Annotated in this window: 16 protein-coding genes and 1 pseudogene; 10 read left to right on the top strand and 7 right to left on the bottom strand. The window is 74.6% G+C overall.

Annotation, left to right across the window (positions count from 1 at the left end; genetic code table 11):
• Position 1: 1 nt before the first annotated feature.
• Positions 2-631: a cysteine hydrolase family protein gene (locus ACFZAU_RS32695; RefSeq protein ID WP_500555176.1), complete on the bottom strand. Its 630-nt coding sequence runs from the start codon at positions 629-631 to the stop codon at positions 2-4.
• Between the two features lie 94 nt (positions 632-725).
• Here ACFZAU_RS32695 and ACFZAU_RS32690 point away from each other — a divergent pair, with 94 nt between their 5' ends.
• On the top strand, positions 726-1,178 hold the full coding sequence (locus ACFZAU_RS32690; protein WP_500555175.1) for a lipocalin-like domain-containing protein: 453 nt from the start codon (positions 726-728) through the stop codon (positions 1,176-1,178).
• A gap of 85 nt (positions 1,179-1,263) precedes the next feature.
• Here ACFZAU_RS32690 and ACFZAU_RS32685 read toward each other — a convergent pair whose 3' ends face one another.
• On the bottom strand, positions 1,264-2,538 hold the full coding sequence (locus ACFZAU_RS32685; protein ID WP_500555174.1) for an MFS transporter: 1,275 nt from the start codon (positions 2,536-2,538) through the stop codon (positions 1,264-1,266).
• Between the two features lie 283 nt (positions 2,539-2,821).
• Between ACFZAU_RS32685 and ACFZAU_RS32680 the strand changes: the two genes are divergently transcribed.
• Positions 2,822-3,421: a TetR/AcrR family transcriptional regulator gene (locus tag ACFZAU_RS32680; RefSeq protein ID WP_500555173.1), complete on the top strand. Its 600-nt coding sequence runs from the start codon at positions 2,822-2,824 to the stop codon at positions 3,419-3,421.
• 98 nt (positions 3,422-3,519) lie between these two features.
• A complete protein-coding gene (locus ACFZAU_RS32675; protein WP_500555172.1) occupies positions 3,520-6,270 on the top strand; it encodes a helix-turn-helix transcriptional regulator in 2,751 nt (916 codons plus the stop codon).
• A 66-nt stretch (positions 6,271-6,336) separates the two neighbouring features.
• On the opposite strand, the gene ACFZAU_RS32670 is transcribed toward ACFZAU_RS32675, so the two are convergent.
• Complete coding sequence (locus ACFZAU_RS32670) at positions 6,337-7,884, bottom strand: GMC family oxidoreductase (protein WP_500555171.1); 1,548 nt, start codon at positions 7,882-7,884, stop codon at positions 6,337-6,339.
• A gap of 316 nt (positions 7,885-8,200) precedes the next feature.
• Here ACFZAU_RS32670 and ACFZAU_RS32665 point away from each other — a divergent pair, with 316 nt between their 5' ends.
• The 3 genes from ACFZAU_RS32665 to ACFZAU_RS32655 all read left to right on the top strand — a co-directional run bounded on the left by ACFZAU_RS32665 (position 8,201) and on the right by ACFZAU_RS32655 (position 10,602).
• Entirely contained in the window at positions 8,201-9,553 is a 1,353-nt protein-coding gene (locus ACFZAU_RS32665; protein ID WP_500555170.1) for a PP2C family protein-serine/threonine phosphatase, read from the top strand.
• 100 nt (positions 9,554-9,653) lie between these two features.
• Complete coding sequence (locus ACFZAU_RS32660; protein WP_500555169.1) at positions 9,654-10,148, top strand: ATP-binding protein; 495 nt, start codon at positions 9,654-9,656, stop codon at positions 10,146-10,148.
• 55 nt (positions 10,149-10,203) lie between these two features.
• A complete protein-coding gene (locus tag ACFZAU_RS32655; RefSeq protein ID WP_500555168.1) occupies positions 10,204-10,602 on the top strand; it encodes an SsgA family sporulation/cell division regulator in 399 nt (132 codons plus the stop codon).
• A gap of 22 nt (positions 10,603-10,624) precedes the next feature.
• On the opposite strand, the gene ACFZAU_RS32650 is transcribed toward ACFZAU_RS32655, so the two are convergent.
• Positions 10,625-11,491 (bottom strand): SCO6745 family protein, encoded by an 867-nt coding sequence (locus tag ACFZAU_RS32650; RefSeq protein ID WP_500555167.1) that lies wholly within the window; start codon positions 11,489-11,491, stop codon positions 10,625-10,627.
• A complete protein-coding gene (locus ACFZAU_RS32645) occupies positions 11,488-12,408 on the bottom strand; it encodes an NAD(P)-dependent oxidoreductase (RefSeq protein ID WP_500555166.1) in 921 nt (306 codons plus the stop codon). Before ACFZAU_RS32645 ends, ACFZAU_RS32650 begins: the two co-directional genes overlap by 4 nt.
• A gap of 205 nt (positions 12,409-12,613) precedes the next feature.
• On the opposite strand from ACFZAU_RS32645, the gene ACFZAU_RS32640 reads away from it, so the two are divergent.
• Positions 12,614-13,210, top strand: coding sequence for a TetR/AcrR family transcriptional regulator (locus ACFZAU_RS32640; protein WP_500555165.1), 597 nt, complete (start codon positions 12,614-12,616; stop codon positions 13,208-13,210).
• A 353-nt stretch (positions 13,211-13,563) separates the two neighbouring features.
• On the opposite strand, the pseudogene ACFZAU_RS32635 reads toward ACFZAU_RS32640, so the two are convergent.
• A pseudogene (locus tag ACFZAU_RS32635) lies at positions 13,564-14,091 on the bottom strand (SDR family NAD(P)-dependent oxidoreductase); the annotation flags it as partial.
• A 124-nt stretch (positions 14,092-14,215) separates the two neighbouring features.
• Between ACFZAU_RS32635 and ACFZAU_RS32630 the strand changes: the two are divergent.
• Positions 14,216-15,577: a Fic family protein gene (locus ACFZAU_RS32630; RefSeq protein ID WP_500555164.1), complete on the top strand. Its 1,362-nt coding sequence runs from the start codon at positions 14,216-14,218 to the stop codon at positions 15,575-15,577.
• Between the two features lie 35 nt (positions 15,578-15,612).
• Here the strand turns inward: ACFZAU_RS32630 and ACFZAU_RS32625 are convergent, their stop codons facing one another.
• The gene (locus ACFZAU_RS32625; RefSeq protein ID WP_500555163.1) at positions 15,613-16,332 is read right to left on the bottom strand and encodes a hypothetical protein; all 720 of its coding nucleotides are present in this window, start codon (positions 16,330-16,332) and stop codon (positions 15,613-15,615) included.
• 150 nt (positions 16,333-16,482) lie between these two features.
• On the opposite strand from ACFZAU_RS32625, the gene ACFZAU_RS32620 reads away from it, so the two are divergent.
• Together ACFZAU_RS32620 and ACFZAU_RS32615 are read left to right on the top strand one after the other, a co-directional pair.
• Positions 16,483-17,217, top strand: coding sequence for an SOS response-associated peptidase (locus ACFZAU_RS32620; RefSeq protein WP_500555162.1), 735 nt, complete (start codon positions 16,483-16,485; stop codon positions 17,215-17,217).
• Between the two features lie 163 nt (positions 17,218-17,380).
• Positions 17,381-18,208: an alpha/beta fold hydrolase gene (locus ACFZAU_RS32615; RefSeq protein ID WP_500555161.1), complete on the top strand. Its 828-nt coding sequence runs from the start codon at positions 17,381-17,383 to the stop codon at positions 18,206-18,208.
• The last annotated feature ends 21 nt before the right edge of the window (positions 18,209-18,229 follow it).

Genomic DNA, 18,229 nt, shown 5'->3' with positions numbered 1-18,229 from the left:
GTCAGTGGTCTCCGTTCCCCAGGGTCTTCAGCAGGTCGGCGGTGGTGGTGATGGAGTGGGCGTAGGTGGGGCCGTTGAGCTCGTGGGCGGCGTGCATCATCTCGGGGCGGTAGGCCGCGGTGGCGTCGCGGACGAGCGTGACGTGGTAGCCGAGCTCCATGGCGTAGCGGCCGGTGGACTCGATGCAGGTGTTGGCGAGCAGACCGACGACGACCACGTGCGTGATGCCCTGCTGCTTGAGCCGGAAGTCCAGGTCGGTGTTGGCGAACCCGCTCTGCGACCAGTGCTCCTGGACGACCACGTCCCCCTCTGCGGGCCGGAAGTCGGGGTGGAACTCGCCGCCCCAGGTGCCCAGGGCGAAGGTGTGCCGCTCCTGGATGAGGCGGTGCGTCGGATTGGGGTGCCGCCAGTCCTCGTAGTCGCCCTCCTGCCAGCGGCGGTGGGGAACGAAGAAGACCTTGTGGCCCGCGGCGCGCCCCGCGCCGACGACGGCGCGCAGGTTGCCGAGCAGGCCGACCTCGGTGGCGACGGGCTCCAGCACGGGCCAGACCTTGCCGCCCTCGGACAGGAAGTCGTTGTAGGGGTCGACCAGCAGGATCGCCGTGCGCGTGGGGTCGTAGGTGTCGGTCATGACGGGTCCCTTCCCATCTGGATTATTTGCATCATCCTCATTCAGGATTACTCTCGTCATCCTGGAAGTCAAGGAACGACGGCGAGGCACCGAGATGACCCCTGACGAACTGCGCGCATCCCTGACCGGCGGCTGGCGCCTGGTCTCCTACGAGGCCACCGACGTCGTGACCGGAGAGGTCGTCGAGCCCTTCGGGCCGCAGCCCCGGGGCCTGCTCACCTACGGCCCGGACGGGTGCATGGCGGCCCAGATCATGCAGGCCGGGCGCCCGGAGTTCCGCCACGGGCGGCTGGAGGAGGGGCTGCCCGGGGAACTGGCCGCGGCGGCCGCGGGCTACCTCGCGTACGCCGGCACCTTCGAGGTCCCGGCGGCGGACACGGTCGTGCACCACGTCGAGATGAGCCTGTTCCCCAACTGGGTGGGCGGCTCCCAGAAGCGGATCGCCGACCTGGCAGGACGCCGGCTGCGGCTGAGCCTGCCCGGCCCCGGCAGGATCTGGGGCGCGCTCCGCACGGGCGTGCTGACCTGGGAGCGCGCGGGACGGTAGCGGCCGTCCCCGCTGCGCGACCCCGTACGCGGACGCGGAGCGCGGGCGCCATGGCCCGCGTTCCGCGTCCGCGTACGGGAGGCGACTACGCGCGTACGGCGGGAGCCGCGGCGCTGTCCGCGTCCGTCCCGCCGGGCCGGGCGTCGTCACCCCGGCGGGTGCCGGTACGGCGGGCGCGCAGGCCGTACCGGGCGAGCGTCAGGCCCGCGAGGAGCAGGAAGCCCAGGCCGCCCGCCACCACGCCGTGCCAGCCGCGGGCCGAGAAGAGCACGCCGGCGACGGCCGAACCGACGGCGCCGCCGGCGAAGACCGCGAACATGTACACCGTGTTGAGCCGCCCCCGGATCGCCGGTGCCGCGGTGAAGATGCGGGCCTGGTTGGCTATCTGGCCGCTGGTCACCCCGTAGCCGAGGAGGTTGCAGCCGACGGCGAGGACGACGAGCGACCGCCCCGCGGCCCCGAAGAGGACGAAGGCCGCCACCGCCGAGACGGCGGAGAGGGCGTTGACCGCGAGCGGGCCCCAGCGGTCGGTGAGCCGTCCCGAGTAGCGGGCGGCGAGTGCGCCCGGAACGCTGCACAGGCCGAAGAGGCCGACCACGGCCGGGCCCAGCCCGATCGGCGGTGCGGTGAGGTGGAAGGCGAGCGTGGACCAGAAGGCGGAGAAGGAGGCGAAGAGCGTCGCACCCAGCGCGGCCGACAGGCGCAAGGGGGCGTGGTCCACGAGCAGTCGGGGGAGCGAGGCCAGCAGCCGCCCGTAGCCGCCGGAGGCCGCGGCCCCGTCGGGCCGCCCGGCCGGCATGTAGCGGGGGAGGACCAGCAGCAGCGCGGCCGTGGCCGCCGCCGCGACCAGGAAGCCGGCCCGCCAGGTGCCCGCGGCCTCGGCGATGAGCCCGGAGGCGGTGCGCGAGAGCAGGGCGCCCATCGTCAGCCCCGTGCCGACCGCCCCGAGGACCCGTCCGGCCTGGCCCGGGGCGGCCATGGACGCGACCGTCGGCATGATCACCTGCGGGAGCACCGTGCTCGCCGACAGGACGAGGGTCGCCATGCCCAGCAGGGCGACGGACGGCGCCGCGGCACCCGCGAGGAGCGCGACGGCGGTCACCGCCAGCAGGACCCGGGACAGCCGGCGCAGCCGGGCCCGGTCGGCGAGCGGGACGACGGCCACGATGCCCAGCGCGTAGCCGATCTGCCCCGCCGTGGCCACGAGGCCCGCGGCGGAGGCGGAGATGCCGAAGCCCCGGGCGATCTGGTCGAGGAGGGGCTGGGTGAAGTAGATGTTGGCGACCGTGATCGCCGTCGCCGTGGCGAAGACGGGGAGGGTTCCCCGCTTGACGCCGGGCCGGGTTGCTGCGGTGGTCATGGGTCCTCGCGGAGGGTTCGCGGGCGGGAGGGGAGCGGTGGCGGGGCCTGCTCCGGTGGAGGCCCGCGACGGATGCGCTCCTGGATGATCGATGTCATCCTCACAAACAGGATGATGCGTGTCATCCTGAATGTCAAAGGCCCGCACGAGGGTCGTACGAGGGCCGTACGAGGGTCGTGCGGGCCCTGGGTGCGGCCCCCGGGGTGTTCCGGTGGGGCGGTGTATGATGTCCGTCATCCACATGGGTCGGCCCGGTCCGACGTAGCACCCGGGAGGTCAGGCGATGGGTCACTCGCAGGCAGCGAAGGCCGAGTCGCGTGAGAAGGTCCTGCGGATCGCCGCCCGCCGGATCCGCGAGGAGGGCATGACACGCCCGGGCGTCGCGGAGCTCATGCAGGAGGCCGGGCTCACCCACGGCGGCTTCTACAAGCACTTCACGTCGCGCGACGACCTGATCGGCCAGGCCGCCGCGCTGGCCCTGGCCGACGGCGAGGACAAGATGGCCGCGGCCGCCCGAAGGGACCCCGAGGCGCCCCGCTCGGGCCTCATCGACGCCTACCTCAGCGCCCGCCACCGGGACGCCCCCGGTACCGGCTGCGCCCTGGTGACCCTCGGCGCCGCCGCCGGTCGCGGCGACGAGGCGCTGAAGCAGGCCTACGAGCAGCAGGTCCGCAACTACCTCGAACTCATCGGTGAGGCGGCGCAGGGCGACGACCCCGAAGCCGCCCAGGCCGACGCCATGGTCACCCTCAGCGCCCTCGTCGGCGCGATGCTGATCTCGCGCGCGGTCGCCGACCCCGGGCTCTCCGACGAGATCCTGACCATGGTCGCCGGACGTCTGAAGGACGCGGACGCGCCCGCGCCCGCACCGGCCGAGGTCTGACCGCACCCCCCGCCCCCAGCGGCCCGGTGGGAATGAACCCTTTCATCCCCTTGTACGGTGGTGAGGGTACGAGTACCGGGAAGCCGCGAGGGCGGACCATGGCGACACGGATCCCCTCCCTGGTCGGCCGGCAGGCCGAGACCGAGGCGATCGAGGCCCTACTGCGCCCCGTGGACGGCCACGGCGGCGCATTGGTGCTGCGGGGCGAGGTCGGGATCGGCAAGACCACGCTGCTGGCCCTCGCCCAGGACCGGGCGGCCGAGCAGGGACGGCGGGTGCTCGCTCTGGCCGGTGTGCAGGCCGAGTCCCACCTGCCGTTCGCGGGGCTCCACCAACTGCTGCGCCCAGTGCTCCAGGACACCGGCCGCCTCCCCGGGCAGCAGCGCGAGACGCTGCTCGCTGCGGTCGGCCTGCGCGACGGCGGCAGCCCCGAGCCCTTCCGCATCGCCCTCGCCGTGCTCGACCTCCTCGCGGAGTGCGCCGCCGACCGGCCGCTGCTCCTGCTCGTCGACGACGTCCAGTGGCTCGACCGGTCCACCAGCGACCTGCTCGCCTTCGTCGCCCGCCGGCTGTCCTCGGACCCCGTCGTGCTGCTGGCCGCCGCCACCCAGGGAGAGTCGGAGCCGCCGCTGTGGGAAGGCGTCGGGGAACTGACGGTGAGTCGGCTCGACGCCGACCACGCCGCGCGACTGCTGGACGCCGGCGCGCCGGCGCTCGCCCCGTTCGTCCGCGCACGGCTGCTGGAGGAGGCCGACGGCAATCCGCTGGCCCTGGTCGAACTCCCCCTGGCCGCCGGGGGACTGGAGTCCGTCGCGGTCATCCCGCGCTGGCTGCCGCTGACCGTCAATCTCCAAGGCGCCTTCGAGACCCGTATCCTGGACCTGCCGGAGACGACCCGCACCCTGCTGCTGGCCGCCGCCCTCGACACCGAGGGGGCCACCGGTGACGTCCTGGCCGCCGCCACCACCGTGACCGGCGGCCCCGTCACCGTTGACGGCCTCGAACCGGCCGTGGACGCCGGGCTCGTCCACGTCGACCGGGACACCGTGCGCTTCCGGCATCCCCTGGTGCGCTCCGCGATCCACCAGGCCGCCTCCGTCACGCAGCGCAACGCCGTGCACGCCGCGCTCGCCACGGTCCACGCCGCTCGGCCCGACCGCGCCGTGTGGCACCTGGCCGCGTGCACCGTTCCCCCGGACGGGGCCGTCGCCGAGGGCCTGGAACGGTGCGGGGAACGGGCGCTGCGGCGGGGCGCCGTCGTCGCGGCCGTGCACGCCTTCGAGCACGCCGCCGCCTTCGCCGACGCCGGCCGTCAGGCCGACCTCCTGCTGCGCAGCGCGGAGTTGGCTGTCGGCCTCGGCCGCCGCGACCTCGTCCGCCGCCTGGTGCGCATCACCGAGCGGCTGGAGCTGACGCCCAAGGACACCGCCCGCCTGCTGTGGATCTCGGAGTCCCTGATCATCTGCGGAGGCCGGGAGCCGGTCGCCGTGCGCACGCTGCTCCGCACCGCCGAACGCATGCGCGCCGACGGCGAGACGGCCCTGTCGGTCCGGCTCACGGGTGCCGCCGCCGCCCACCTCTACCGGGGCAACGGGGAGTCCGCGCTGCACGAGGAGGTCCTGCGCGCCGCCGACCGGCTGGCCGCCGAACGGGACGGCCGCTGCGACACGGCGTGCGCCGCCATGCTGCTGATTGCCGCGCACGCCGCGCCCGTCGAGCGCGCCGCCGCGGTGCTGGACGCCGCCCGTGCCGTGGCCGACCGGACGGACGACTCCGCGGCGCTGCACACCACGGCCCGCGCGCTGTGGTGCGTCGGGGCGCCGGAACGCGCGGACCCCTTCCTCACCGCCGCCGTCGAACGCCTCCGCCACCAGGGGCGGCTGGCGTCCCTCGCGGAGGCGCTGGCCCTGCGCGCCTCGGGACGCGCGGCCACCGGCCGATGCGATCCGGCACGCCTGGACGCGGACGAGGCGCGCAGGCTCGCCCGGGAGACCGGCCAGCCCGAATGGGAGGCCACCGCGCTCACCGTGCTCGGCTGCGTCGCCGCCCTGCGCGACGACGCGGCGACCGCCCACCGGCTGATCGGGCAGGCCCGGACCATCGCCGTCCGCCTGAACTCGCCCCTCCTGCACGCGACGGTGCGCATGGCCCGCGGCACGGCGCTGTCCTGCAGCGGTGAACACGCCGAGGCCTACGCCCAGTTGCGGTGGCTGGCCGACCCCGCCGACGCCGGGCACCATGTGATGACGGCGCTGTGGACCGTGGGCGACCTCGCCGAGGCCGCCGCGCACTGCGGCGAGAAGGAGGACGCGCGAGCGGTGCTGGAACGTCTCGCACCGCTGGCCGGCCGGACGCCCGCGGCCCGCGTGCGGCTGGCCGCCCGTCACGCCCGGGCGGTGCTGGCCCACGGGGACGAGGGCGAGGCCGCCTTCGCCTCCGCCCTGGACGCCGACCTCGCGGGCTGGTCCCTGGAACGGGCGCGCCTGCGGCTCGCGTACGGCGAGTGGCTGCGCAGGCAGCGCCGCGTGCTGGAGTCCCGGGCCCCGCTGAGGGCCGCCCGGGACGCCTTCGACGACCTGGGCGCGGCGGCGTGGAGCCGGCGGGCGCGGCAGGAGCTGGAGGCCACCGGCGAGACCACCCGGCAGCGCTCGCCCCGCGCCGCCGACCGGCTCACCCCGCAGGAACTGCAGATCGCGATGCTGGCCGCCGAAGGGCTGTCCAACAAGGAGATCGGCGCGCGGCTCTACGTCTCCCACCGCACCGTCAGCACCCACCTGTCGCGGATCTTCCCCAAGCTCGGCGTCACCTCACGCAGCCGGCTGGCCCGCTTCTTCCCCCCGGGGTCCTGAGCGCCCGGGTCCTGAGACCCGGGGACTCCGAGCCACCGGGGCCCCCGAACCCGGCCGCGGCACGGATCACGCGGCGGCACGTCCCGCCGCGCCGCCGGCCCCGTCCTCCGTGTCGCCCCTGATGAGGTCGGCCGCCCGTTCCGCGACGGCCAGCACGGTCGCGTTCGGGTGCGCCGACACCGGGGACGGCATCACGGAGGCGTCCGCGACCCGCAGCCCCGACACGCCGTTCACCCGGAGCTCCGGATCGACGACGGCGTGGTCGTCGGACCCCATGCGGCAGGTGCCGCCCGGGTGGAAGAAGCTGCCGACGCTGCGCCGCACGTAGTCCTCCAGGAGCCCGTGGCTGAAGGCGGTCGGCCCCGGCAGGACCTCCTCCTTGCGCCACACGTTCAGCACCGGCTCGCTGCCGATCTCCTGGGCCATGCGCACCCCCCTGATCAGGCGCTCGACGTCGGAACGCGAGGAGAGGAAGTTCGGGTCGACCAGCGGCGCGCTGCGCGGGTCCGCCCCGGCCAGGCGGACCGAGCCGCGGCTGCGGGGCGTCATCAGGCCCACCACGAAGCTGTAGCCGTTCTCCGCGCCCCCCAGCGTCGGCGGCACATAGGGCGCGCACAGGAACAGCAGCTGGATGTCGGGGGCGGTGTCCGCGTGCGTGCTGCACAGCGCGGCGGCGGCGTCGAACGCGGGCCCCGTCGGGGCGGGTACCTCGCGGGAGGCGGAGAAGTTGACGACGGTGACCGGATGGTCGTGCAGATTGCCGCCGACCTCGCGGAGGTCCGCCTCGACGCCGATGCCGTGCGTCCGCAGTTCGTCGGCGGGGCCGATCCCCGACAGCATGAGCAGGTGCGGTGAACCGACCGCACCGGCGGCGAGGACGACCTCGCGCTCCGCCCCCGCCCGTTCGACGGCGCCGTCCCGGCGGTACTCCACGCCCGTGCACTGCCCGTGGTGCACCAGCAGCCGGTGCACCTGCGCCCCGGTGACCACGGTCAGGCCCGGCCGGTGCAGCACCGGCCGCAGATAGGCGTCGGCGGCGCTCTGCAGGGCCCCGTCGACGATGTTCAGGTCCAGCCAGCCGCCGCCCTGCTGGTGGCGGCCGTTGAGGTCGGTGCTGATGGGGTGCCCCGCCGCCTGGACGGCGCTCAGGCACGCGGGGGACAGCGGGTGGACCCGGTGCGGAGGCGCCACCCGCATGGGCCCTTCGGTGCCGCGGAACGCCGGGTCACGGCCCGCCGCCCGCTCGCTGCGCCGCAGATAGGGCAGCAGGGTGTCGAAGTTCCAGCCGGTCGCGCCCGCCCGCTCCCAAGCGTCGTAGCCGGTCCGGTGCCCCCGCAGGTGGACCATGGCGTTGATGGTGCTCGATCCGCCGAGCGCCTTCCCGCGCGGGTACGGCAGCACGGCACGGCCCGCCCCGCGCTGCGCCACCGTCCGGTCGCCCCAGTCCATGCCGCTGCCGACCGATCGCGTCCACCACGCGGACGAGCCCGTCGTGGCCCGGGCCGGCCCCGCCTCCAGGAGCAGCACCCGGAACCGTCCACCCTCCGAGAGACGCGCGGCGAGCACGCACCCCGCGCTCCCGCCACCGACGACGATGTAGTCGTAAGCCGTCATCGCAGACCTCCGTGTCGACGCGTCCGCGGTCGCCCGGTCCTCGGCCGCGGACACAGCAAAAACTAGGGCGAAACCCGCCGAAAGGCGTCCGTCAAGCTACGTAACGGCGCTCCGCGGGGCGCCCCGCCATCCGTACCGCCGTACGTCATCGGGCGCCTGCGGCGCCCCCCGCCGAGGGCCCTGACCGCAGGGATCCGCCCGTTACATCCCTTGTGCCCGGTGTGCGTACGATGGGAGGGGTTCAGGACGTTGGCCACCCGGCCCGGGCGCGGTCGCCGGAACACCGGCTCCGCGGGCGGGCGGCGAGGAGCACAGGGTGACGGTTCAGGACAGGGATCGGCTCGGTCACCGGATGCTGGCGGGCCTGCTGGCCGACAGCCACCTGATGCCCCTGGAGCAACTGCCGGCCAAGGTGGCCGAGCACGCCCTGCCGGCCGGCCTCGACCACGTGACGATCTACCTCGCCGACCTCCAGCGCCGTGTACTGCGCAATCTCGCCGAGGACGGCGCGGACGAGTGCCGGCGCAACCACAGCGCCGAGCTGCGGATCGAGGGCACGGTGCCCGGCCGCGCCTTCCAGTACGGCCGGCTGCTCCCCGCCGTCTCCTCCTGCCCCGGCAAGTGCCGCTGGTGGGCGCCGCTGCTGGGCGGTTCGGAACGGCTGGGCCTGCTCCGCGTGACGACCGAGGGCGACGACCTGCGCACCCGCGAGGACGTGCAGTCGCTGGCCGACGCGGTGGCCCTCATCGTCACCGCCAAGCGCGACTACAGCGACGTGTACGCCCGCACGGTGCGCACCGAGGCGATGAACGTGGCCGCCGAGATGCAGTGGCGCCTGCTGCCGCCGCGCTCGTACTCGGACGGCCGGGTGGTCATCTCCGCGGCGCTGGAACCCGCCTACCGGGTCGGGGGCGACGCCTTCGACTACGCGCTCGACGGGCCGGTGGTCCACCTGTCGATCTTCGACGCGATGGGGCACGACACCGCGGCCGGACTGACCGCGAGCCTCGCCATGGGCGCCAGCCGCAACGCGCGCCGCCGCAAGGCGGACCTGGTCGAGATCACCGAGGAGATCGAGCGGGCGGTGGTCGAGCAGTTCGAGGGGACGCGCTACGCCACCGGCGTCGTCGCCCGCCTCGACACCGGGACCGGCCTCTTCGAATGGGTCAACCGCGGCCACCACCCGCCGATCCTCATCCGCGGCGGCCGCTGGGTCGCCGAACTCGCCTGCTCGCCCGGCGACCCCATGGGACTGGGACTCGGCGTGGCACCGCAGGTGTGCCGTGAGCAACTGGAGCCGGGCGACCGCCTGGTGATGTACACCGACGGCATCCCGGAGGCGCGTACCGTCACCGGCGGGGAGTTCGGCCTCACCGGGTTCCTCGACTTCCTCATCCGCCACCACGCCGACCGGCTGCCGCTGCCCGAGACCCTGTGCCGGCTGATGCGCCGGGTGTCGGACCACCAGGTGGGCGAGTTCCAGGACGACGCGACGGTGCTGTTCTGCGCATGGCTGGGGTGCTCCCCGGACAGCACCGAAGGCGCGGCGGCCGTCGCCGGGGTGCCGCTGCCGCAGCGCGCGACGGACGGAGCCCTGCCCCCGGTGCCCGCGATCGGCGGTGAACTCCCCGGCGCGGCCGACGTCATGGCGCCGGACCGGCACTCTTGAGGGGGCACCCGGGTGAACCGCCGTTTCGCCCACCCCGCCCCTGGGGCAGGAGCCCCGACCGGGGCGGCGTCGCCGCATCCCGTGGCGGAGGGAGACTCCGATGACCGGCGGTTCCATGAAGGCGGTCGGCTGGGCGAGGTCCTTCCCGGCGTCGGGCGGGGCGCGCGCCGGCCGGCACTGGACGCGTGAGCATCTGGCCACCCTCGACTGGACGGCGCACGCCCCCGGAACGGTCGACGACGTGCTGCTCACGGTGTCGGAACTGGTGACCAACGCGCACGTCCACGCGCACAGCGCCGCCGACCTCGTCCTGACCTGGGACGGCAGCCGCCTGCACGTGAGCGTCCACGACGCCGACCACCAGGTGCCCGTCGTGCGGCTCCCCGAGTGGACCGCCACCGGAGGGCGCGGACTGGCGCTGGTGAACGCCGTCGCGGACCACTTCCACGCCCGAACCCGGACGAACGGCAAGACGATCACGGCCTGTTTCACGCCGCCCGGTGGCGAGCTCGCCGAGCCTTCACGAAATCTTCCCCGTCGCCCCGGCCCGGACCGCCCGTCCCGGGGCAAGCGCAGGGCAACGACATGCTGCTGAACGGCAACAGGGCCGAACGGCGACGCGGCCGAACCGGGCCCATGAGGGGGCGTCCATGCGAGCACTCACCGAGCGCCTGTCCCTGCGGCTGATCACCGGGACCCGGCGGTTCCTCGATCTGTCGGCGGACTGCGAGTACCGGGCCGACGACCCGTACACCGTCCGCATGCGCTTCGGCCCGGGCGGTGCCGACGAGGCGGAGTGGGTGCTCTCCCGTGAGCTGCTGCTGGCCGGGCTCGCGGCCTCCGCCGGGGACGGCGACGTCCACGTCGAACCCGGCGGCCACGCCCACACCCTGATCACCCTCGCCGGCCCCGGCGGCACGGCCGTCCTGCAGGTCGCCACGGGCGAGCTCGCCGCTTTTCTGGCCGCGACCGCGCGACTCGTCCCGCTGGGCACCGAGGGCACCCGCATCGACTGGGACGCCTGCATCGCCGGGCTGCTGTCGGCCTGAGGCGGGCCGCCTGAGCCACCCCTCAGGGGGCGGGCACGCCCATCGGGTTCGGGTACGGCAGCGCCACCGCGCAGGCCCGCGCCACGGCGGACAGCACCGTGACGAGCCGTTCGACGGCCTCCGGGGCCGACGCCTCCCACGGCCGCCCGGCGGCGCGGTCGGTGGCCTCCTCCAGTTCCCGGTGCGCCTCCCGCCCCGCGACCGTCGCGGACCCGTCCGCGCCGAGCAGGCCGCGGGCGGCGAGGCGGGCCGCCGCGGCGTCCCACTCCCCGTCGGTCCACCCGCGGTGCGGCTGAAGTTCCGTACGCGGCAGGTCGATGCCCGTGCGCAGCACCAGCGCCTCGCACCCGTCCAGGCCCGCGGCGACGAGCGCCGCGACATGGCCGTCGCCGCGGTGCTCGCGCAGCAGGGTGGCCTGGTGCCAGAGGGCGTCGAGCGGGTCGCCGGGGGAGGGGAGCGCCAGGTTCGCGGCGGCGAGGACGCGGCCCGCGATGTCGAGTCCGCCGGTCACCTGGCGCAGCAGCTCCACCGCCTCCGCCACCGCGGCCTCCCGCCCCGCCAGCAGCCGCCGCAGGGCGGCGCCCGCCCCGCGCCGTCGCGCCTCCAGCGCGCGCTCGGGCGGCGCGAGAGCCCAGACGCCGGGCAGGGCGCGGGCCACCATGCCCGGCGCGAAGCCGAAGAAGGCGGCCACGACGGGCTCCGGGCCGACCGGGCCGAGGGGTGCCGCGCGACCTGCGAAGTACCCGCGCCAGTAGCCGCGCAGCCCCGCCTCCTCGTACGCGGCGCGCGCCTCGGGCGCGAAGTAGGTGACGGCGTGCACCGGTTCGGCGAGCCGCCAGACGCGCCGGGCGGTGGCGGCGGCCTCCGCCGGCGTGACGGTCGCGCTCATCGCCGGCCACCTCCCTGCGGCACGTCGGCGACCAGGTCGCCGGAGAGGTCCGTCCTGGCCTCGATCGCCCGCAGGACGGCCACCATGTCCGCACGTCCGCCGCCCTGTTCCACGGTCTCGCCGAAGAGGGCGTGGCAGACGTCCAGCAGCGGCGAGGCCAGGCCGGACGCCCGGGCCGCCTCGGCGATGAGGCGGTTGTTGTGCAGCACGTCCGCCGCGGCGGCCTGCGCGGAGAAGTCGCGCTCCCGCAGTTTCGGTGCCTTCATCCGCGACACCGCGCTGGCCATCGGCCCGGCGTCCAGGACGTCGAGGAACTGCCCGGTGTCCAGGCCCTGGCGTTCCGCGAAGTGGAAGGCCTCGGTGAGCCCGGTGACCATCGTGATCAGGAAGAGGTTCACCGAGAGCTTCATCAGTAGCGCCCCGGGCACGGGACCGCAGACGAACGACTCCCGGCACACCGGGGCGAGCAGCGGCCGCACCTCCTCCACCGCCTCCGGGTCACCGGCGAGCATCGTCACGAGCTGCCCCGCCTCCGCGGGCTTGCGGGAGCCGGAGACCGGAGCCTCGACGTAGCGGCCGCCCGCCGCGCGCACGGCGGCCTCCAGGCCATGCGAGTACGCGGGCGAGGTGGTCCCCATGTGCACGACGACGTGCCCGGCGACCCGGGCCGCGAAGTCCGGGGTGCCGCGGCCCAGGACGGCGTCGACGGCGGCGCCGTCGGCGAGCATCAGGACCACCACGCGGGCCCGGTCGCACACCGCGCCGGGCCCGTCGGCCACCTCGGCCCCGGCCGCGCGCAGCGGGGCGCACCGGGCGGCCGTACGGTTCCAGACCACGAGCCGCGTCCCCGAGCCGGCCAGCCGGAGCGCCATGGGCTGCCCCATGATCCCCAGGCCGATGAAACCCACGTCCGTCACTGCCCACCGCCGTCCCCGGCCCGTCCGGCCGATCGACCCGCGCCTTATGACGGCTGTCATAAGCGCTATGACAGCGGTCATAATAGACCCGTGGCGCCGGCCGCCGGCCCCGTTGCGCGACGCGCGTCGCTAGGCTGACGCGCACCGGGCACGGCCGCCACCCCGGGCGCGGGCGGACGGAAGGGCAGAGGGCGGGAGGTCGGCGATGACCGGTTCGGAGCGGGGTCCCCGCGAGCGCATGGTCTTCAGCGCCGCGCAGCTCATTCGCCGCGGCGGCGTCACGGCGACCGGCATGCGCGACGTCGCCACCCACGCGGGGGCGCCCCGGGGTTCGCTGCAGTACTACTTCCCCGGCGGCAAGGAGCAGTTGGTCAACGAGGCCGTCGGCTGGGCCGGCCGCTACGCCGGCAACCGTGTGGCCCGCTTCCTCGCCGCCCTGCCCGAGCCCACCCCCGCGGGGCTGTTCGCCGCCATGGTCGGCCAGTGGACGGACGAGTTCCTGACCTCCGGCTACGACGCCGGCTGCCCGGTCGCCGCCGCCACCGTGGACTGCGCCGGGACCTCCGACGCCACCCGTACCGCGGCGGCCGCCGCCTTCGCGACCTGGACCGGGCCCGTCGCCGGGGCGCTGGAGGGGATGGGCGTGCCGGCCGGGCGGGCACCGTCGCTGGCGACGCTGATGATCAGCGCCATCGAGGGTGCCGTCGTCATCGCCAGGGCGGAACGTGACGTACGCGCCCTCACCGCCGTCACCCGCGAACTCGGCCCGCTGCTGGACGCCTCCGTCGCACCGCGCGGCTGAACCGGCGGGCCGCCGGCCCGTGGCGTGCGGCAGCCCGTCAGGCGTCGACCGCGCGGGTGGTCCCGGCCCAGGCGTCCAGCTCGGCCAGGCGCGCGCTCAGGGCGTTGCGCATCGCGTCCGCGCCGGCGACGCCGAGGGCCAGCCGCAGCGGCGGGCTGTCGCTCGCGGCGGCCGTCCGGATGCCCGCCGCGATGCGTGCCGCTGACGCGAAGGCCGACGCGGGCTGCGCGCCGATGGCCTTCTGGACCTCGCGGACGGTTGGGGTCGTAGTCGGGGATGGCGGCCGCGACGTCGAGGTTGCCGAGGAACCCGGTGGCGGTGGGCCCGGGCTGGACCATGGTGACCTTGATGCCGAGCGGGGCCAGCTCGTCGGCGAGGGCGTCCGAGAGGCCCTCGACGGCGTACTTGGTCGCCGCCAGGAGCCCGACGCCGGAGTGCGCGCTCTGCCCGTAGAGCGAGGAGCCCTGGAAGACGTGGCCGGACCGCTGGGCGCGCAGCACCGGCAGGGCCGCCCGGAGCACGTTGAGCACGCCGAAGACGTTCGTGTCGAAGATGGCGCGGGCCTGCTCGTCGGTGGCCTCCTCGACCGCCCCGAAGAGGCCGTAGCCCGCGTTGTTGGAGACCACGTCGATGCCACCGAAGCGGTCCACCGCCTGCGCGACGGCCGCCGCCACGGCCGCCTGGTCGCGCACGTCGGTGTCGATCAGCAGCAACCGGTCCGGGTGCGCCGCCCGCAGCTCGGCCAGCGACGCGGTGCTGCGGGCCAGCGCGGCGACGTTCTCCCCGGCGTCGAGCGCCTGGGCGGCCAGTTCACGGCCGATCCCCGACGTCGCCCCGGTGATCAGCCAGGTACGGGCCCGGGTCTGGGGTGACTCTGTCATGTTTACGACCGTAATACCCCTATCCGTCTTCCTCGACCCGACCGCCCTGGCCCGGGCCGCCAACGCCGAGCACCGTGCGGTAATCCGTTTGAAGCGGGGGCCGGTGGAGGTGCAGGCTTGCGCGGTGATTCCCGTGCTGTCCCCCGCCTCCCTGAGCTGGGACGAGGTGGACCCCGCCCGCCATTCCTTCGACGCCGCGTCCGCGGCGCAGGTGGTGCGTTCGCTCGGGCCCGCCCGGCGTGTGCCCCGCCGACCCGACGTCTCGGCCGGCGACCCGGCGACGAGTGCCTGGAGCGATGGTGCGGGGAGGCTCTGGGCCGACGCCATGTCGCACGCCCTCATGGAGCGCTGTGGCCGCTGGGCGACGGGCTGGCGCTGGGCCCACGACGAGGGCGACTTCGACGGCGGGCCGGTCGGCAGCTGGTGCTGCCCCACTCACTCGCTCACCACCCCGGAGGAGACGCTCGCCCGTGTCGCCGCGGCGCTGTGCGAGTGGCGCGGATGGCTGGAAAGCCTCGCCGGATGGTTCGAGGCGTACCCGCTGGACCTGGCGGCGGTCGAGGACCAGCGGATCCTGTGGGAGCGTGCTGCCCGCAACCTGATCCTCCAGGTGTCCGACCGCACCGGCGGCGGCATTGCCTGGTACAGCCACTGCGAGCAGGTGCTCATGTGGTTCCTCAGCCGCTGGGGAGTCGCGCCCGACGTCGCGCGGGAGCTGGTCGACGAGGCCATCGGCGGTCGCTTCCACAGTTGGGCCGGCGCCGACACGGTGCTCGCCGAGGAGGTCGCGGAACGGCTCGCCGTGTCCCTGCGGCCCGGCGACGGCGCGGGCACCGCCGGGCCCGCGCAGGATCATCTGCGGCGCTGGCTCGAGGTCCGCGCGACGGTGCCGTGGCGGAAGGCGCCGGACGCCGTCCCGGAGGGCCCGCTTGCTCCTGCCTCCGCCCTCGTCCCCAGCCGCGACGGCGCCGCGGAGGACATCCGCGCCTTCGACGGCGCTTTGGACCCCACGAGGGCGGAAGGCCTGCTCGCCGCCCTGGAACACGTGCGGGCCGACGCGGCACGCGGCGCCACACTCGACGTCGAACTGCTCCAGGGCTGGCAGCAGCACGTCCTGGGCACACCGCAACCGCCGCCGTTCCGGACCCTGCCCGCCTTCGCCAAAGGCGGCAGGGAACGCTACGGCATCGGCCCGGACACCCGCGACCGCCTCGACGCCTGCCTGGCCGGGAGCGCGGCCGGCGGCGAGGGGTCCCTCGCCCTGACCGCCCGTGCCGCCCGCGCCTGTCTGGACGTCTGCTTCTTCCATCCCTTCGACGACGGCAACGCCCGGTCCGCGTTCCTCGCCCTCGTCTTCGTGCTCGCCCGGGAGGGCGTCGTGTTGCGGAGAGTCGGCTTGCTGCGCCGCTGCACCTTCCGGGCAGACGACCCCCAGGACGCGCTGAGCCTCGCCCGGTACATCGAGGTCCACCTCGCGGGGACATGACACGGTTCCGCCGCCCTCGCCCCCCGGCCCGACGGCTAGGACGGCACCTCGGCGCCCGGTGCAGGCCGCAGGCCGGCCGCGGCGAGGAAGTCGGCGAGTTCGATGATGCCGCCGCCGGTCCCGTCGTCCCACCGTGCCCAGAGCGCGGACCCCTCGCCGTCCCACGTGTCGGGATCCGCGTCCGGATGCCGTTCGACGCTCCCTTCGCCGTGCCGGTACCGCAGGTACAGGTACTGACCGCCCGTGGTCCATGCGTCCCACTGGGACGGGAAGCCGTGGCAGGTCTGCACCACTCGTGCGAGGACCGAGTCCTCGTGCAGGTGGACCTCGACGGGGCCCAGGTGCCGTTCGTGGGCGAGGACCAACTCGTCGTCGAGGGCGAGCAGGCGCACGCTCCCGCCCGGGAACCCGAGCCGGAGACCGGCGGCGAAGTCCGTGCGGCCATCACGGTGGCGGATCTCGCGGACCCATCGGATCGGCAGGCCGACGAACCGGGTCACCGCAACGCCCGGTGCGCCGTCCGTGACGGTGACATGGCCGTACTGCCCCATCGTGCAAGGCTCGTGGGGCCGGTCGATCCTCAGCGACAGGCCCGTCCCCGGCGTGTGGAACAGGACCGGGCCGAGGCCGTCCACGTGGAGCCACAGCTGCAGCAGGGAAGGGACGTCGTCGGCGTAGTGGTGCCAGGCCGTGGTCACCCGCAGCAGTCGCTTGCCGACCAGGTCGGCGGCGAACAGCTCCTCGTCCTCGATCATGCGCCGATGTTCGCATGACGCGCACCCGCACCGGGTGCACCAGCACATACTGGTCGTTGTGCGCGCTCCGACCGGCCCGGCCCGGAACGCGGGCCGGCCTTAACCGCGCACCCATCCATCAGCCCATCAACACGCGGACGGTACAAGGACATGTGCGGCCGTTACGTCTCCACCCGACGCCCCGAGGACCTGGTGCAGCAGTTCCGGGTCACCGAATGGAACCCGGAAGCCCTCGTGGCGCCGAGCTGGAACGTCGCCCCGACGGACAGCGTCTGGTCGGTCCTGGAGGGCGTCGACCGGGAGACCGGCGCGCTGGAGCGGCGGTTGCTGCCGCTGCGGTGGGGGCTGGTCCCGTCCTGGGCCAAGGATCCCGCGGTCGGGTCCAGGATGATCAACGCCCGGATGGAGACGGTCCACGAGAAGCCGGCCTACCGCCGGGCGTTCAGCCGGCGCCGCTGCCTGCTGCCGGCCGACGGCTTCTACGAGTGGGTCCCCGTCCCGGCCACCGAGGAGCGCAAGGCCTACAAGCAGCCCTACTTCATCGGCCCCGAGCAGCAGGGCCAGGGCATGGCCTTCGCGGGACTGTACGAGTGGTGGCGGAACAAGGAGGTCGCCGGCGACGACGACCCGGGCGCCTGGCTGGCCACGTGCACGATCATCACCACCGAGGCCACCGACGCCGCCGGCCGGGTCCACCCCCGGATGCCGCTGACCATCGCGGCCGCCGACTACGACGCCTGGCTCGACCCCGAGCACCAGGACCCGGAGGAACTGCGCGCGCTCCTGACCGCGCCGGCCGACGGTCACCTGGCCGTCCGCCCCGTCGGCACGGCGGTGAACAGCGTCCGCAACAACGGCCCCCACCTGCTGGACGCGCCCGCCTGACCCGGGCCGCCCCGGCACGGCCACCGGAGGCCGGGCGGCCGGTCTCGGCGCGCCGCGACCTCGCCGCGACGTTACGGTTTGAGCAACGGCGTACTCGGCCCGGCCCGAGTGCGGGCAAGCCCGAAACCCTGCGTTCCCACCGGAGCGAGGAGGCCTCAGGATCATGCCCTACGCAACAGCCAAGGACGGGACCCGGATCTTCTTCAAGGACTGGGGGACCGGCCGGCCCGTCGTGTTCTCCCACGGGTGGCCGCTGACCGCGGACGCCTGGGACCCGCAGATGAAGTTGATGGTGGACCACGGTTTCCGTGGCGTCGCCCACGACCGCCGCGGCGGCGGGCGGTCCGACCAGCCGTGGGACGGCAACGACCTCGACACCTACGCCGACGACCTGGCGGCCGTGATCGAGGAACTCGACCTGCGCGACATCATCCTCGTCGGCCACTCGACCGGCGGCGGGGAGGTCACCCGCTACATGGGGCGGCACGGCACCGGCCGGGTCGCCAAGGCGGTGCTGGTGGGCGCGATCCCGCCGCTGATGCTGAAGACGGAGGCCAACCCCGAGGGCCTGCCGATGGAGGTCTTCGACGAGATCCGCGAGGGCGTGGCCACCGACAGGTCCCAGTACTACCAGGACCTCAGCGCCCCGTTCTACGGCGCGAACCGCGACGGCTCGACCGTCAGCCAGGGGACCCGCGACGAGTTCTGGCTGTGGAGCATGTCGGTGGGCATCAAGGGCGCCTACGACTGCGTCAAGGCGTTCTCCGAGACGGACACGACCGAGGACCTCAAGAAGATCGACGTCCCGACGCTGATCATCCACGGTGACGACGACCAGATCGTGCCCATCGTGGCCGCCGGCGCCAAGAGCTCGAAGATCGTCAAGGGAGCGGTCTACAAGGTGTACGAGGGAGCCCCGCACGGGCTGGCGATGGTGCCGAGGTTCGCCGAGCGCTTCAACGCCGACCTGCTGGAGTTCGCGGGCGGCTGAGCCGGCGGCGTACCTGCTCCC

The sequence above is a fragment of the Streptomyces sp. NPDC008238 genome (assembly GCF_042956445.1).
Lineage (GTDB): Bacteria > Actinomycetota > Actinomycetes > Streptomycetales > Streptomycetaceae > Actinacidiphila.
This window is presented reverse-complemented; position numbering and strand designations above follow the sequence as displayed.

Bases quoted from the DNA above. Each gene is read 5' to 3' on its own strand.
- ACFZAU_RS32695 (WP_500555176.1), bottom strand. From the start codon at position 631: ATGACCGACACCTACGACCCCACGCGCACGGCGATCCTGCTGGTCGAC.
- ACFZAU_RS32690 (WP_500555175.1), top strand. From the start codon at position 726: ATGACCCCTGACGAACTGCGCGCATCCCTGACCGGCGGCTGGCGCCTG.
- ACFZAU_RS32685 (WP_500555174.1), bottom strand. From the start codon at position 2,538: ATGACCACCGCAGCAACCCGGCCCGGCGTCAAGCGGGGAACCCTCCCC.
- ACFZAU_RS32680 (WP_500555173.1), top strand. From the start codon at position 2,822: ATGGGTCACTCGCAGGCAGCGAAGGCCGAGTCGCGTGAGAAGGTCCTG.
- ACFZAU_RS32675 (WP_500555172.1), top strand. From the start codon at position 3,520: ATGGCGACACGGATCCCCTCCCTGGTCGGCCGGCAGGCCGAGACCGAG.
- ACFZAU_RS32670 (WP_500555171.1), bottom strand. From the start codon at position 7,884: ATGACGGCTTACGACTACATCGTCGTCGGTGGCGGGAGCGCGGGGTGC.
- ACFZAU_RS32660 (WP_500555169.1), top strand. From the start codon at position 9,654: ATGACCGGCGGTTCCATGAAGGCGGTCGGCTGGGCGAGGTCCTTCCCG.
- ACFZAU_RS32655 (WP_500555168.1), top strand. From the start codon at position 10,204: ATGCGAGCACTCACCGAGCGCCTGTCCCTGCGGCTGATCACCGGGACC.
- ACFZAU_RS32650 (WP_500555167.1), bottom strand. From the start codon at position 11,491: ATGAGCGCGACCGTCACGCCGGCGGAGGCCGCCGCCACCGCCCGGCGC.
- ACFZAU_RS32640 (WP_500555165.1), top strand. From the start codon at position 12,614: ATGACCGGTTCGGAGCGGGGTCCCCGCGAGCGCATGGTCTTCAGCGCC.
- ACFZAU_RS32625 (WP_500555163.1), bottom strand. From the start codon at position 16,332: ATGATCGAGGACGAGGAGCTGTTCGCCGCCGACCTGGTCGGCAAGCGA.
- ACFZAU_RS32620 (WP_500555162.1), top strand. From the start codon at position 16,483: ATGTGCGGCCGTTACGTCTCCACCCGACGCCCCGAGGACCTGGTGCAG.
- ACFZAU_RS32615 (WP_500555161.1), top strand. From the start codon at position 17,381: ATGCCCTACGCAACAGCCAAGGACGGGACCCGGATCTTCTTCAAGGAC.